Here is a 15,051-nt window from a genome sequence, read left to right as displayed (position 1 = left end):
CCCGGCGGGGCGGGTGAACGACATACCCGGTGCAGTCGCGTGCTTCCGCTCTCCCCGGCCGGGGACGGAGGGGGTCAGAGGGCCGTGGCCAGCGCCTTCTGCCACAGGTCGCCGGCCTCGTCGACCTGCTCCTGCGTGACCACGAGGGCGGGGATGAAGCGCACCACCTGGCCCCAGGCGCCGCAGGTGAGCAGCAGCAGGCCGTGCTCGGCGGCGGCCTGCTGGGCCCGGGTCGCCGTGGCGCCGTCGGGCTGGCCGTCCGCGGTGCGGAACTCGGAGCCGAGCATGAGGCCGAGCCCGCGCACGTCGGTGATCGCGGCGTGCTCCTGCGCGGCGGCGGTGAGCCGCCCGCGCAGCTGCTCACCGCGCGCGGCGGCGTTGCCCACGAGGTCCTCGCGCTGCATGACGTCCAGGGTCGCCAGCGCCGCGGCGCAGGCCACCGCGTTGGCGCCGTAGGTGCCGCCCTGGGAGCCGGGCCAGGCCCGGCTCATGAGCTCCTGCGACGCGGCGATCCCGGAGAGCGGGAAGCCCGAGGCGATCCCCTTGGCGGTGACGAGCACGTCGGGCGTGACGCCGAAGTGGTCGTGCCCCCAGAAGCGGCCGGTGCGGCCCCAACCGGTCTGCACCTCGTCGACGACCAGCAGGATGCCGTGCCGGTCGGCCCGCTCGCGCAGCCCGGCGAGGAACTCCGCCGAGGCGGGGACGTAGCCGCCCTCGCCGAGGACCGGCTCGACGAGGAAGGCCGCGGTGTCCTGCGGCGCGGTGACCGTCTGCAGCAGGTGGTCCAGCTCGCGCAGCGCGAAGTCGGTGGCCTGCTCCTGGCTCCAGCCGTAGTGCGTCGGGTTGGGGAACGGGGAGATGACGACGCCCGGCATGAGCGGGGCGAAGCCGGAGCGGAACTTCGTGCCCGACGTCGTCAGCGAGGCGGCGGCCACGGTGCGCCCGTGGAAGCCGCCGTGGAAGGCCACGACGTTCGGCCGGCCGGTGGCCTGCCGGGCCAGGCGCAGCGCCGCCTCCACCGCCTCGGAGCCGCTGTTGGCGAAGAACATGGAGTCCAGACCCTCGGGGAGGACCTCGGACATGCGCTCGACCAGGTCGAGCAGCGGGCGGTGCATGACCGTGGTGTACTGCGCGTGGATGATCTTGGCGACCTGCTCCTGCGCGGCAGCCACCACGTCGGGGTGGGCGTGACCGGTGCTGGTCACGCCGATGCCGGCGGTGAAGTCCAGGTACCGGCGGTCCTGCTCGTCGAAGATCACGGCCCCCTCGCCGCGGTCGGCGATGACGGGAGTGGCTTGCTTGAGCATCGGGCTGAGGTGCGCCACGGTCGACTCCTGCGGATTGGTAGATTGTTGACAATCTGAACGTACCGCATCACCAGGAGGTCGTCGTGAGCGCCGAAGGATCACCCGCCGAGCAGACGTCGCAGGACAGGCAGGATCGCGACCCCGCCCTGGACCGCGTGCCGACCGACCTCTTCATCGGGGGGCGGTGGGAGCCGGCGGCGTCGGGGGAGCGTTTCGACGTGGTCGACCCGGCGACCGGTCGCACCCTCACCAGCGTGGCCGACGCCGGCCCGCAGGACGGTATGCGCGCGCTCGAGGCCGCCGCGCAGGCCCAGGCCGAGCTCGCCGCCAGCTCGCCGCGGCAGCGGGCGGACTGGCTGACCGCGGCATACCAGGCCGTCATGGACCGTGCCGACGAGCTGGCCCTCGTCATGACGCTGGAGATGGGCAAGCCGTTGGCCGAGGCGAAGGGCGAGGTGACCTACGCCGCGGAGTTCCTGCGTCACTTCGCCGGGGAGGCGCTGCGCATCGAGGGGGGCTACCAGAGGTCGCCCGCGGGGGACGGGAGGTTCCTGCTGCTGCGTCAGCCGGTCGGGCCCTCGCTGCTCATCACGCCGTGGAACTTCCCCATGGCGATGGGCACCCGCAAGATCGCGCCGGCCATCGCCGCCGGGTGCACCAGCGTCATCAAGCCGGCCCAGCAGACCCCGCTGTCGATGCTCGCCCTCGTCGACATCCTGGCCGAGGTCAGGGTGCCCTCCGGGGCCGTCAACGCCGTCGCCACCACGCACGCCGGTGAGGTCATGGAGCCGATGATCCGCTCCGGCCTCGCCCGCAAGCTCTCCTTCACCGGGTCGACGAAGGTCGGCAAGGTCCTGCTCGAGCAGTCCGCCGAGCGGGTCCTGCGCACCTCGATGGAGCTGGGCGGCAACGCCCCGTTCATCGTGTTCGAGGACGCCGACCTCGACGACGCCGTCGCCGGCGCGATGGCGGCCAAGATGCGAAACATGGGCGAGGCCTGCACGGCCGCCAACCGCATCTACGTCCAGGAGTCGGTGGCCGAGGCCTTCGGCGAGCGGCTCGCCGAGGAGATGTCGCGGCGCACGATGGGCCCGGGCACCCAGGAGGGCGTGACCGTGGGGCCGCTCATCGACCAGGCGGCCCTGGACAAGGTGCGCGAGCTGGTGCAGGACGCGGTCGAGCGCGGCGCGCAGGTGCTCACCGGCGGCGAGGCCCCGGACGGGGACGGCTGGTTCTACCCGCCGACCGTGCTGACCGGGGTCTCCCCGGAGGCCCGGATGGGCAGCGAGGAGATCTTCGGCCCGGTCGCACCGCTCACCCCGTTCACGACCGAGGACGAGGTCGTCCGGCTGGCCAACGACACCCCCTTCGGGCTGGTGTCCTACGTCTACACCCGCGACCTGGACCGGGCGCTGCGCATGGCCGAGTCCCTCGAGTCCGGCATGGTGGGACTCAACCAGGGCGTCGTGTCCAACCCGGCTGCGCCCTTCGGGGGCATCAAGGAGTCCGGGCTGGGCCGCGAGGGCGGTGCGGTCGGCATCGAGGAGTTCCTCGAGCTCAAGTACGTCGGCATCGCCGGTCCGCGGTCGGCTCAGGAGGGCTGAGCCCCCGCCACCGGGGGACCCAGGCTGCCGCGGGGCGAGCCGGTGAGCCGGTGCATGGCGTCGCGCATGTGCCGCACGAGCAGCGCGTCGGTGCGCCGCCCGCCTCCCCGGGCGAAGGCCCGGGCGATCTCGCGGTGCTCGCCGACCCGCTCCTCGTCCACCGCGTAGGTCGGCTCGAGGAGGTGGATGCACATCCGCGTCTCGGTGAGGAGGGTGGCGTGGAAGCGGGACAGCTGCGGGCTGTGCGCCTGGTCGACGAGCACCTGGTGGAAGCGGATGTCGGCCGTGCTCACGTCCCGCACGTCGCCGGAGGCCGCGGCGTCGGCCATGTCCTCCACGACCTCGAGCAGGGCCTGGCTCGCCTGGTCGGGGTCGGTCTGATGGATGCGGTCGCCCGCGGCCCGTTCGACCGCGGCCCGGGCGAGGTAGAGGTCGCGGACCCGCTCGTCGGTCATCTCGACGACGAACAGGCCGCGGTTGCGGTGCGCCACCAGCAGCCCCTCCTGGGTGAGCCGCTGCAGGCCCTCGCGCAGGGGGCCCCGGCTCACGCCGAGCTGGGCGGCGTACTCCACCTCGCCCAGCTGGCTGCCCGGGGGGATGTCCCCGCTCGCGATGGCCTCGCGGATCCGTGCCGCGACGATGCTGGGGGTCGACTCCCGGGGGACCGGCCGCAGGGGCGGCACGGCGACCGGGCGCCAAGGACCGGTCATCGGGGCGTCCCGGCCGTGCGGGCGCCCTCGTGGGCGGTCGCGAAGAGCCGTCCCAGGCCCGCCACCGGCGGCACCTCGCCCAGCAGGGCCAGCCCGTCGTGCAGGCTCACCTGGTTGGCGGTGAGCACCACCGTCCCCAGCCCGGCCTCCAGGTCCTCCAGCCAGGGCAGGGTGTGCAGGGCGGTGTCGGGGACGAGCACCGCCTGCGCCCCGGTGCGGTCGACCCCACCGGCGAGGGCGAGCACCTCCTCGCGGCCCAGGGTGCCGACCTCGGCGGCCGTGAGGATGTCGTGGCTGCCCAGGGCGGTCACCTCGATGCCGGCCCGCCCGAGGAAGGTCACGAAGGCCGCGGCGACGTCGTGCGGGTAGGACGCCGCCACCGCCACCCGCCTCAGGCCCAGCCGCTGCGCGGCCCGGACGAACGCCAGCGACGTCGAGGTGGTCGGCAGGCCCGTGCGCTCCGCCAGCCCCGCCACCTGCTCGTGCGCCCCCTCCCACCCGAAGACGAAGCTGCCCGACGTGCACGCCCACACCAGCGCGTCGCAGGGAGCGCCGGCCGTCACCCGGTCGGCCCCCTCCGCCAGGCGTGCCGCGCCGCCCAGGTCGAGGAGCGCGTCGACGCGGTGCGCGTCCTCGCCCACGCTGGTGTGCACCACCGGCAGGCGCACGGCATACCCCGCCTCGTGCAGGACCCCCTCCACCCACGGGTAGTCGTCCTCGGCGCTGTGCCCCGGGTAGAGGATCCCGATCGTGCTCACGCTGACCCCTTCGACGGCGGCCGTCGTCCTCGGCCGGCTGGTGCGTAGATTGTAGACAATCATCCCCAGGAGGACAGATGGAGTATGACGTCGCCCGGCTCACCCGGGTCCTCGACGCCCAGGTGCGGGGGTCGGTCGGCGCGGACGCGCTCTCCCGGGCGCTCTACGCCACCGACGCCTCCAACTACCGCGTCGTGCCCGACGTCGTGGTCGTGCCGCGGGACGAGGAGGACCTCGTGACGGCGCTGGCCCTGGCCCGGGAGGCGGGGGCGCCGTGCGCGCTGCGCGGGGGCGGCACGTCGATGGCCGGCAACGCGCTCGGAGGTGTGGTCGTCGACGTCTCGCGCCACCTGAACCGCGTGCTCGACATCGACCCCGGAGCCCGGACGGCCACCGTCCAGCCCGGGGTCGTGCTCGGCCACCTCACCGCGGCGACGAGGCGCCACGGCCTGACCTTCGGCGCCGACCCGTCGTCGGCGAGCCGGTGCACGCTCGGCGGGATGATCGCCAACAACGCCTGCGGTGCCCACTCGGTCGCCTGGGGCACGACGGCCGACAACGTGCGGAGCCTGCGGGTGCTCACCGCGGCGGGGGAGCAGGCCCGCGTGGACTCCCTCGGCCCGGGCGGTGCCGGGTCCGGCAGCCCGCCCGACCCGGCCCTCGCCGGTGCCCACGCCGAGCTCGTCCGCCTCGGGCAGGACCACGCGACGCTCATCGGGCGCCGCTTCGGGACCTTCTCCCGGCAGATCTCGGGGTACGCCCTCCAGCACCTGCACCCCGACCACGGCGTCGACCTGGCGCGGCTCCTGTGCGGCAGCGAGGGCACCCTGGCCACCACGCTGGAGGCGACGGTCGCACTCGCCGAGCCACCCCCGGCGGTGGTCCTGCTCACGCTGGGCTTCCCGGACGCGGTCTCGGCCGCGCGCAGCGTGCCCACCGTCCTGCCGCACGACCCGCTGACGATGGAGTCGATCAACGCCACCCTCGTCGAGCGGCTGCCCGACGACACCCGCCGGGCCGCCCGGCGCGCCGGCCTGCCGGAGGGGCGCATGTGGCTGCTCGTCGAGATCGGCGGCGCGGACCAGGCCGAGGCGCGTGCCCGGGCGGGTGACGTGGCCGAGGCGGTGCGCGACGGCATACCGGGGAGCACCGCGGCGGTCGTGACCGACCCCGGCGCGCAGGCGGTGCTGTGGCGCTGCCGGCGCGACGGCACCGGGCTGGCGACGCGGCGCGCCGACGGCGCCGAGGCGTGGGCGGGGTGGGAGGACGCGGCCGTCCCGCCGCAGCGGCTCGGTGACTACCTCACCGCGCTGGACGACCTCATGGCGCGCTACGGCTACTCGGGGGCGTCCTACGGCCACTTCGGCGAGGGCTGCATGCACATGCGCATCGACTTCGACCTCGTGACGGATGCCGGGGTGCGCGACTACCGCGCCTTCGTGGAGCAGGCCACCGACCTGGTGGTCTCCCTGGGCGGGTCGGTGTCGGGGGAGCACGGCGACGGGCGGGCGCGCGGCGGCCTGCTGGAGCGGATGTACGGCTCGGACGCGACCGCGCTGTTCGCGCAGGTCAAGCGCGCGTGGGACCCGCTGGGCCGGCTCAACCCCGGCGTCATCGTGGACCCGCCACCGGTCGACGCGGCGCTGCGCCAGCACGGCCACGCCCAGGGCTTCCCGCAGCGCACCACCCTGGCCTTCGCGGACGACGGCGGGAGCTTCGCCCAGGCGCAGCGACGCTGCGTCGGGGTGGGCAAGTGCGTGCAGACCTCCGGCGGGGTGATGTGCCCGAGCTACCAGGTGACGCGGGAGGAGAAGGACTCCACGCGGGGCCGGGCGCGCGTGCTCTTCGAGATGATGGAGGGCGACGTCATCACCGACGGGTGGCGGGCCCAGGAGGTCCACGACGCGCTCGACCTGTGCCTGTCGTGCAAGGGGTGCGTGGGCGACTGCCCGGTCAACGTCGACATGGCGACCTACAAGGCCGAGTTCACCCACCAGTTCTACCGGGGACGGCCCTGGGCACGGCCGCGCTCGCACTGGTCGATGGGGTGGCTGCCGGCGCTCGCGCGAGGTGCGGCGCTGGCCCCTGCGGCGACGAACGCGCTGACCGGCTCCCGCCTGGCCGGTCTGGTGCGGCGCGCCGGTGGCGTCGCCGCCGACCGGGAGCTGCCGACCTTCGCCGCCCGCAGCTTCACGTCCTGGTTCGCCAGGGAGCACACGCCGGCGCGGGGGGAGGGTCGCACCCCGGTCCTGCTCTGGCCGGACACCTTCACCACCTACCTCGCCCCGGAGGTGGGCCGGGCCGCGGTGGCCGTCCTCGAGGACGCCGGGATGGAGGTGCACCTGCCGCGCGGGCCGGTGTGCTGCGGCCTCACCTGGGTCTCGACCGGCCAGCTCGGGGTGGCCCAGCGGGTCCTGCGGCGGTCCCTGGCGACCATCGGCCCGGCCCTGCGGGCGGGGGCCGTGGTCGTCGGGCTCGAGCCCAGCTGCACGGCGCTCTTCCGGCACGAGGCGGTCGACCTGCTGCCCGACGACGAGCTGGCGCGGCTCGCGAGGGGCCAGGTGCGCACGCTGGCCGAGACGCTCGCCGAGGTGGCCCCCGCGTGGGAACCGCCCCGGGTCGACCGGGAGGCGCTCGTCCAGGTCCACTGCCACCAGCACGCCGTGCTGGGCTTCGACGCCGACCGGGCGCTCATGGAGCGTGCCGGGATCCGGGCGCGGGTGCCCGACTCGGGGTGCTGCGGGCTCGCCGGGAACTTCGGCTTCGAGGACGGGCACGCGGACCTCTCCCGGCAGATCGGGGAGCGGGTGCTGGCGCCCGAGGTCCGGGCGGCGGACGCCTCCACCGAGGTCCTCGCCGACGGCTTCTCCTGCCGCACCCAGATCGCCGACCTCACGCCACGCCGTGGCCGTCACCTGGCCGAGCTGCTGGCCGACGGCATACCCCGCACCCAGGCGGCGGGCGCCGGGTCCGCGCCGGGCCCGCGGTAGGCATACACAGGACGCGCCGTAGGCGCGCTCCGGACGGGCGCTCGCGATACACAGGACGCATGTTCGCGATTCAAAGGACGCGTCTTCCGACAGACGAGTCGTGTCTGTGCCCGGCGCACGTCCTGAGGGTGCCGACGACGTGTTCGGTGTGCGCTGGTGACGTGTTCTGTGTGCGCTGGTGACGTGTTCTGTGGGTGGCTCACGCGCGTCAGGTGCGAGCAGGTGAGAGCAGGTGCAGGATGATGCGGGCGTAGCCGCGGGCGGCGACGAGGAGCTCCTCGACCGCGACCGACTCGTCGGGCCGGTGGGCCTGCTCGTTGACCGAGCCGGGACCCTGCACCACGACGGGGATGCCCCACTCGCGCGCCACGAAGCCGCCGTCGCAGGCAGCCGTCCACCCCTGCAGCGGCACCGGGCCGCGCCCGGCACCCTCCATCGCGGCGTCGACCACCCGCACGACCTCCTCCGACGGTGCCGTCTCGAAACCGGGCATGTCCATGGGCGAGCTCAGCGACCAGGTCAGCCCGCGCGCCTCCAGGTCGAGGGCGCGGAGCCGTCCGCGGACGGTCTCGACCACCGCCTCCATCGACTCCCCGGGCAGCAGGCGGCGGTCCACCTCGACCCGGCACAGGTCGGGCACCGCCGACCCCGACGTGCCCCCCTGGATGACGCCGACGTTGACGGTGGCCGGACCGACCAGGGCGTGCGCGGTCGCCGCCAGCTCCTCGTGCCACCGGTCCAGGTCCGCGACGACCAGCGCCGCGCCGCTGATGGCGTTGCGCCCGTCCGCGGGCCGCCCCGCGTGGGCGGCGACCCCGCGCACCTCGATGTGCAGGTATGACGCACCGCGCGCGGCCACGACCGTCGCCAGGTCCGTGGGCTCGGCCACGACGCACCCCAGCAGCGGCGGCGCCGGCTGCTGCACGTAGCGGTGGATGCCGATGCCGTTCTGCTCCTCGTCGCACACCGCGTCCAGCCGGACCGGGCCGGTCAGCTCAACCCCGCTCTCGCGGACGGCCGCCATCGCGACCAGGACCGCCGCCAGCCCGCCCTTCATGTCCGCGCTGCCGCGGCCGACGATCCGGCCGTCGGCGAGGGTCGCGGCGTAGGGGTCGACGCCCCAGTCCTCCACGGGCCCGGGCGGGACCACGTCGGTGTGCCCGAGGAAGAGCAGCCCGGGACCGTCGGCGCCGTCGAGGCGCACGCCGACGTTCGGCCGGCCCGGCTCGACCTCCTCCAGCACGGCCTCCAGCCCCAGCCCGTCGGCGAGCCGGGCCAGCGTCTGCGCCGTCGCGGCCTCCTCACCCGGAGGGTTGGCGCCGGGGGCCATGACGAGCTGCTGCGCCAGCGGCACCAGGCGGTCGGCGGTGATGCGGTCGAGCACCTCCTGCTCGCGGCCGGCGGGCGGGGCGCCCGTCATCGGCCGGCGGCGACGTCCACCGCCCGCGCCAGCCTCGCCACCCCCTCGTGGATGCGGTCCGTCGGGGTCGAGGCGAAGCACAGCCGCAGGTCGTGCGGGAAGCGGCGGGCGGGCGAGAAGGCGTTGCCCGGGATGTAGGCGACCCCCTCCGCCAAGGCGGTCTCGAAGAGCGCCTCGGTGTCCACCTCCCCGTCGAAGGACACCCAGAGGAAGAAGCCGCCCTCGGGGTCGGTCCACGTCGCCCGACCGGAGAAGTGCTCGGTGAGCGCCTTCTGCATGGCGTCCTTGCGCCGTCGGTACTCCTCCCGCTGCACGGCCAGGTGCTCCTCCAGCCGCCCCGAGCGCAGGAACGCGGCGACCAGCCGCTGCGCGGGCAGGTTGGTGCAGGTGTCCATGGACTGCTTGGCGTGGATGAGGAGCTGGGACAGCGAGGGATCGGCGTCCACCCAGCCCACCCGCAGCCCCGGGGCGATGATCTTGGAGAAGGTGCGCACCGAGAAGACCAGGGGGTCGCCGTCGGCGAGCTCGTGCAGGCTCGGCACCGGGTCCCCGGCGAAGCGCAGCATGCCGTAGGGGTCGTCGTCGAGGACGACGCTGCCCCAGGACCGGGCCAGCTCCAGCAGCTCGCGGCGACGGTCCAGCGACATCGAGGTGCCGGACGGGTTCTGGAAGGTCGGCACGGTGTAGATGACCTTGGGCGACCGGCCGGCGCGGTCCACGGCGGCGCGCAGGGCGTCGATGGACATCCCGTCCTCGTCGACCTCGATCTCGGCGAGCTCGGCCTGGTAGGCCAGGGCCGTCGCGCTGCCGTTGGTGTAGGTCGGCGACTCCACGGTGACGAGGTCGCCCGGGTCGATGAAGAGCTTGGCGGCCAGGTCGAGCCCCTGCATGCCGCCGGCGGTGATGGTGAGGCGGTCGTCCGTGGTGGCGTCGGTGGTGCCCGCCAGCATCTCCAGGAGGGCCGCGCGCAGCCCCGGGTCGCCCTCGGTGGCGGCGTAGTCGAAGGACGCCGGCGTGCCGAGCTCGGTCCGGGCCGCCTCGGCGAGCGCCTCGGTGGGGATCGCCTCGGCGGCCGGGCTGCCCATGGCGAAGCGGACGATGTCGTGGGTCTGCCGGGCCAGCAGCGAGGTGCTGGAGTCGATGACCGAGCCGACCAGCAGGTCGGTCCGGGCAGCCAGCGGGAGGCGGGTCGTGGCGGCGGAGGTCATGGGTGGGTCACCAGTCCTTGGTCGAGGGGGGCGAGCAGTTCGGGCGGGCCGTCGGTGACGAGCACCGACTCGGAGGTCTCATATCCCCAGCTGTCCATCCACATCCCGAGGATGACGTGGAAGCACATGCCGGGGGTCAGCACGGTGTGGTCCTCGGCGCGCAGGCTGACCGTGCGCTCGCCCCAGTCGGGCGGGTAGCCGATCCCGATGGAGTAGCCGATGCGCGACTCCTTGGACAGGCCGTACCGGGAGATCGTGCGGGTGAACGCGGCGTGCACGTCGGCGGTGGTGCTCCCGGGCCGCATCGCCGCGAGCGCCTGCTCCAGCCCGAGGCCGGTGGCCTCCGCGGTCTCCGCCAGCCGGGCCGGGGGAGGCCCCAGGCTCACCGTGCGTGCCAGCGGCACGTGGTAGCGGCGGTGCACGCCGGCCAGCTCGACCGTCGTGGCTTCGCCGTGGCGCAGCGGTTCCTCCACCCAGGTCAGGTGCGGGGTGCCGGCGGTCTCGCCGCTGGGCAGCATCGGGACGATGGCGGGGTAGTCGCCGCCGAGCGCCTCGGTGCCGTGGGCCTGCGCCTGCTGGATCTGCGCGACCACGTCGCACTGGCGGGCGCCCGCGCGCAGGCTGTCGACGGCGACGGTCATGGCCCGCACCGTCACCTCCCCGGCCGCCCGCATCAGCGCGATCTCGGTGTCCGACTTGACCACCCGGAGCCAGTTGACGAGCTCGAGGCTGTCGACCAGCTGCGCCTGCGGCAGGCACGCACCGAGGGCGAGGTAGGCGCGCGGGCTGAAGAAGTGGGCGTCCAGCTCCAGGGCCACGACGGCCGGTCCGCTGGGCAGCGCGCCGACCTCGCGCCCACATCGGGCGATCCACTCCCAGGGGTGGATGTCGTGCCGGTGGACGTAGTGCTCGGGGTAGCCGTGGATCCGCTCGGGCGGCAGGGTGGCGGTGTGGTGCCCGCCCTTGGCGTCCATGGCCCGGAGCACGAGGTGGGCCTCGCCGCGCACCGGGACCAGCAGGGCCTGGGGCATGTAGAACGACCAGGCGTTGTAGCCGGTGAGGTAGTAGAGGTTCGCCGGGTCGGTCACGACGAGCGCGTCCTGGCCGCGGCCGGCCAGCACCTCCTGCACCCGGGCCAGCCGCTGCCCGTGCTCGGCCCGCAACGTGTGCGGGTGGGCCGTCTGCTCGGCCGTCGTGATCTCGGTCAGCTCGCTCACGATGCTCCCTGCCAGGTCTCGGTGGTGCTGAGGATGCTGCCGTCCCCGAGGTCGGGGCGGTGGTCGAGCAGCGCCTGCCCGGGGCCGACGGCCGCGCGGCCCAGCACCGCGAGGGCGAGCCACAGGGTGACCTGGTTGGCGCTGAGGACGGGTATGCCGAGCTCGGCCTCGAGGTCGGCGAGCAGGTCGTAGGTCCGCAGGTTGGTGCAGGAGACGAAGACGGCCCCGGCGTCCGGGGTCACCGTGCGCCGCACGAGGTCGGCGGTGACCTCCTCGGGGACCGTCCAGATCTCCCCGGACAGCCCCAGGTGCCCGGTGGAGACCACCTCGGTGCCGGCGGCGGTGAGGAAGCGTCCCAGGCTGTCGGTGACCGCCTCGTCGTAGGGAGTGACGACGCTGACCCGGTCGACGCCGAGCGCGCGCAGGGCCCCGACCGCGGCGCCGCTGGTCGTCACGGCCGCGGGGACACCGGCCTCGAGGACGGTCTCGCGCAGCGCCCGCTCGCCCTGGGCCCCGGCGACGAAGCTGCCCGACGTGCAGGCATACGCCACGACGCCCGGCAGCACGGCCGACAGGTCGTGCGTCGCCTGGTGGACCGCCCCGGGCGCCCGGACCGCCCGCGCCTGGGCCATGCTCACCGGCAGCGGCAGGTGGGGCGTGCGGGTCAGGTGGAGGGTGGCGCCCACCGGGCACCACCGCCACAGCTCACGGTCCAGGGCGAAGTCGTAGGGCACGATCACGCCGATCCCGTCCTCGCGGATCTCACGCACCTGCCCCACCCTGCCTGACGACGAGGATTGTTGACAATCCGACACGGCCTTCCTACGGTCACGGTGTGACGGGATCTCGCGCACGAGCCGTGGTGCTGACGGCGCCGGGTCTGGACCCGCCGCCCCAGCTCGCCGACCTGGAGGACGACCTCGAGCTCGACGTCGTGGACGCTGAGGGCCTCGCGCCGGCGCTCGGCGGGGCGAGGGTCCTCTTCCTCTGGGACTTCTTCTCGCCGGCCGTCGCGCAGGCCTGGGACGCCGCCGACGCCCTGGAGTGGATCCACGTCGCGGCGGCCGGCGTCGACAGCCTGCTCTTCCCCGCGCTCGTGCGCTCGCCGGTCACGGTCACCAACGCGCAGGGAGTCTTCGACCGGCCCATCGCCGAGTTCGTCCTGGCCAGCGTGCTCGCGCACGCCAAGCGGCTCCACGAGAGCCGGGACCTGCAGCGCCAGCACCGGTGGCAGCACCGGGAGACGACGCTGCTCCAGGGCCAGCGGGTGATGGTCATCGGCACCGGCGGCATCGGTCGGGCGACCGTCCACCTGCTGCGCGCGGTGGGGTGCGAGGTCCGGGCGGTGGGCCGACGGGCCGTCGCGGACGACCCCGAGCTGGGGGAGGTCGTGGCGAGCAGCGAGCTGGCCGAGCACGTCGGCTGGGCCGACCACGTCGTCAACGCCGCACCCCTCACCCCCGCCACGACCGGTCTCCTCGACGCCGCGGTGTTCGCGGCGATGCGCCCGGGCGCGCACGTCGTCAACATCGGCCGCGGGGCGAGCGTCGTGCAGGAGGACCTCCTCGCCGCGCTGCGTGAGGGGCACCTGGGTGGCGCCTCCCTGGACGTGCTGGAGGAGGAGCCCCCGCCGCCCGGGTCCCCGGTCTGGGACACGCCCGGTCTGGTGCTGTCGGCCCACCTGTCCGGGGACGTCGTCGGCTGGCGGGACACCCTCGCCGAGCAGTTCGTCGCCAACGCGCGGCGCTTCCTGGCCGGCGAGCCGCTGACCGGGGTCGTCGACAAGGAGCTGGGCTACGTGCCCCGCCCCCGGGCCGGGCGGGGGACGGGATGACGTCCACCTCCTGGGACGCGTCCGGTCCCCGCCACCCGTCCCGCCCGACCGCCCTGGAGCTGTCGGCCGGCTACGCGGCCGGCACCACCACGCCGGAGCGGGCCACCGAGGCGGCGCTGGCGGCGATCGAGGCCCTCGACCCGCTCGTGCGGGCGATGGTGCTGGTCGACGCCGAGGGGGCGAGGCGCGCCGCGAGGGAGTCGACCCGCCGCTGGGAGAGCGGCCGCCCCCTCGGTCCGGCGGACGGCATACCCACGACCATCAAGGACATCCTGCTCACCCGGGGGTGGCCGACGCTGCGGGGGAGCCGGCTCATCCACCCCGGGTCCGCCGCGGACTGGCCCGAGGACGCCCCCGCGGTCGCCCGGCTGCGCGCGGCCGGCTGCGTGCTGCTCGGCAAGAACGCCACGCCCGAGTTCGCCTGGAAGGGCACCACCGACTCGCTGCGCCACGGCGCGACGGGCAACCCGTGGGACCCGGCGCTGACCGCCGGCGGGTCCAGCGGGGGAGCCGCCGCGGCGGTCGGCCTGGGGATGGGCGCCTGGTCGGTCGGCACGGACGGTGGGGGGTCGGTGCGGATCCCGGCCGCCTTCACCGGGACCGTGGCGATCAAGCCCACCTACGGCCGCGTGCCGCTGCACCCGGCCAGCCCCTACGGCACCCTCGCCCACGCCGGTCCGATGACCACCTCGGTGGCCGACGCCGCCCTCATGCTCGATCTCATCGGCGTGCCGGACCCCCGGGACTGGTCCGCGCTACCGGAGCCGCCGCGCTCCTTCCTCGACGGTCTCGAGGACGGGGTCGAGGGGCTGCGGGTCGCGGTGTCGCCGCAGCTGGGGCTCGGGGGGGACGTCGTCAACCACCCGGCGGTCGACCAGGCCGTGCGCGAGGCCGCGGAGGTGCTGGCGGCAGCCGGGGCCAGGGTCGAGGAGGTCGACCCGGAGCTGGCGGGCACCGGGTGCCTGGAGGCCTTCCACACACTGTGGTTCGCCGGCGCCGACAAGGTCGTGCAGGCCTACGGCGAGGGCGCTCTCGAGCAGGTCGACCCGGGCCTCCGGCGGGCGATCCGCCGCTACGGCCAGGGGGTGAGCGCCGCGGAGTACCTCGACGCCACCGCCGTGCGGATGGAGCTGGGGCGACGGATGGGCCGGTTCCACGAGCAGCACGACGTGCTCCTCACGCCGACCGTGCCCGGCCCCGCCTTCGACCTCACCCGCCAGGGGCCCGACGCCCCTGACCAGCTGTGGACGTCGTGGACGCCCTACACCTACCCCTTCAACATGACCCAGCAGCCGGCGCTGTCGGTGCCCGCCGGGCTGACCGACGACGGCCGGCCCGTCGGGGTGCAGCTGGTGACCGCCCGGCACGCCGACGCCCTCGCCCTCCGGGTGGGGCGCACGCTGGAGGAGCGCATCCGCTGGCGCGACGTCATACCCCCGCTGCTGGACCGGACCGAGGAGCACCCATGAGCCGCTTCATCACCATCACGCTGGACACCCGCGGCGTCACCTGCCGGGCGCGGCTGCTGGAGGACGAGGCGCCCCGGACCTGCGCCGCGGTCTGGGACGCCCTGCCCCTCACCGCCCCGGTGTTCCACGGCAAGTACGCCCGCAACGAGATCTACACCCTCGTGCCGCGCCTCGGAGACGACCCCGGCAAGGAGAACACCACGATCACCCCCATCCCCGGTGACGTGTGCTGGTTCACCTTCGACGGCGCCGACCTCGGCAACCCCGCCTACGGCTACGAGACCGAGCGCGAGCACCGCGCGGCGGGGGAGGGCGGCATCGTCGACCTCGCCGTGTTCTACGGGCGCAACAACCTGCTCATCAACGGCGACCAGGGGTGGGTGCCCGGCAACGTGTTCGGCGAGATCGTCGAGGGCCTGCCGGAGATGGCGCGCGCCTGCCAGGACGTCTGGATGGGCGGCGCCCGGGGCGAGACCTTGACGCTGGCCCGCGCCGAGGGCTGAGCCGCGCCGGTCAGGCGCCGGGCATCGACGC

General features: G+C 74.7%; 12 protein-coding genes. 5 read left to right on the top strand and 7 right to left on the bottom strand.

The window, feature by feature from the left end:
* Window positions 1-74 precede the first annotated feature (74 nt).
* The gene (locus Q0967_RS08275; RefSeq protein WP_298749219.1) at window positions 75-1,325 is read right to left on the bottom strand and encodes an aspartate aminotransferase family protein; all 1,251 of its coding nucleotides are present in this window, start codon (window positions 1,323-1,325) and stop codon (window positions 75-77) included.
* A gap of 65 nt (window positions 1,326-1,390) precedes the next feature.
* On the opposite strand from Q0967_RS08275, the gene Q0967_RS08270 reads away from it, so the two are divergent.
* The gene (locus Q0967_RS08270; protein ID WP_298749222.1) at window positions 1,391-2,911 is read left to right on the top strand and encodes an NAD-dependent succinate-semialdehyde dehydrogenase; all 1,521 of its coding nucleotides are present in this window, start codon (window positions 1,391-1,393) and stop codon (window positions 2,909-2,911) included.
* Here the strand turns inward: Q0967_RS08270 and Q0967_RS08265 are convergent.
* The gene (locus Q0967_RS08265) at window positions 2,899-3,621 is read right to left on the bottom strand and encodes a GntR family transcriptional regulator (protein WP_298749224.1); all 723 of its coding nucleotides are present in this window, start codon (window positions 3,619-3,621) and stop codon (window positions 2,899-2,901) included. The two genes, Q0967_RS08270 and Q0967_RS08265, sit on opposite strands and share 13 nt — an antisense overlap.
* Complete coding sequence (locus Q0967_RS08260; RefSeq protein WP_298749226.1) at window positions 3,618-4,379, bottom strand: maleate cis-trans isomerase; 762 nt, start codon at window positions 4,377-4,379, stop codon at window positions 3,618-3,620. The genes Q0967_RS08265 and Q0967_RS08260 overlap by 4 nt, the downstream gene beginning before the upstream one ends.
* Window positions 4,380-4,456: 77 nt before the next feature.
* On the opposite strand from Q0967_RS08260, the gene Q0967_RS08255 reads away from it, so the two are divergent.
* Entirely contained in the window at window positions 4,457-7,369 is a 2,913-nt protein-coding gene (locus Q0967_RS08255) for an FAD-binding and (Fe-S)-binding domain-containing protein (protein ID WP_298749228.1), read from the top strand.
* Between the two features lie 208 nt (window positions 7,370-7,577).
* On the opposite strand, the gene Q0967_RS08250 is transcribed toward Q0967_RS08255, so the two are convergent.
* From Q0967_RS08250 to Q0967_RS08235, 4 genes are read right to left on the bottom strand one after another with little or no spacing between them, the layout of a single operon-like run.
* Window positions 7,578-8,789 carry a M20 family metallopeptidase gene (locus tag Q0967_RS08250; protein WP_298749230.1) on the bottom strand — a complete coding sequence of 404 codons (1,212 nt, stop codon included), beginning with the start codon at window positions 8,787-8,789 and terminating at the stop codon, window positions 7,578-7,580.
* Window positions 8,786-9,997 carry a PLP-dependent aminotransferase family protein gene (locus Q0967_RS08245; protein WP_298749232.1) on the bottom strand — a complete coding sequence of 404 codons (1,212 nt, stop codon included), beginning with the start codon at window positions 9,995-9,997 and terminating at the stop codon, window positions 8,786-8,788. Before Q0967_RS08245 ends, Q0967_RS08250 begins: the two co-directional genes overlap by 4 nt.
* Window positions 9,994-11,214, bottom strand: a complete 1,221-nt coding sequence (locus tag Q0967_RS08240) for a M24 family metallopeptidase (RefSeq protein ID WP_298749234.1) — start codon at window positions 11,212-11,214, stop codon at window positions 9,994-9,996. Before Q0967_RS08240 ends, Q0967_RS08245 begins: the two co-directional genes overlap by 4 nt.
* Entirely contained in the window at window positions 11,211-11,984 is a 774-nt protein-coding gene (locus Q0967_RS08235) for an Asp/Glu racemase (RefSeq protein WP_298749236.1), read from the bottom strand. The genes Q0967_RS08240 and Q0967_RS08235 overlap by 4 nt, the downstream gene beginning before the upstream one ends.
* A gap of 65 nt (window positions 11,985-12,049) precedes the next feature.
* Between Q0967_RS08235 and Q0967_RS08230 the strand changes: the two genes are divergently transcribed.
* From Q0967_RS08230 to Q0967_RS08220, 3 genes are read left to right on the top strand one after another with little or no spacing between them, the layout of a single operon-like run.
* Window positions 12,050-13,048, top strand: a complete 999-nt coding sequence (locus Q0967_RS08230) for a D-2-hydroxyacid dehydrogenase (RefSeq protein WP_298749239.1) — start codon at window positions 12,050-12,052, stop codon at window positions 13,046-13,048.
* On the top strand, window positions 13,045-14,517 hold the full coding sequence (locus Q0967_RS08225; RefSeq protein WP_298749241.1) for an amidase: 1,473 nt from the start codon (window positions 13,045-13,047) through the stop codon (window positions 14,515-14,517). The genes Q0967_RS08230 and Q0967_RS08225 overlap by 4 nt, the downstream gene beginning before the upstream one ends.
* Complete coding sequence (locus tag Q0967_RS08220) at window positions 14,514-15,020, top strand: DUF3830 family protein (protein WP_298749243.1); 507 nt, start codon at window positions 14,514-14,516, stop codon at window positions 15,018-15,020. The genes Q0967_RS08225 and Q0967_RS08220 overlap by 4 nt, the downstream gene beginning before the upstream one ends.
* Window positions 15,021-15,051 lie beyond the last annotated feature (31 nt).

Source organism: uncultured Serinicoccus sp., assembly GCF_947500995.1.
Taxonomy (GTDB): Bacteria; Actinomycetota; Actinomycetes; order Actinomycetales; family Dermatophilaceae; genus Ornithinicoccus.
Note: the sequence above shows the minus strand (reverse complement) of the source record. Positions and strands in the feature narration are given on the sequence as shown.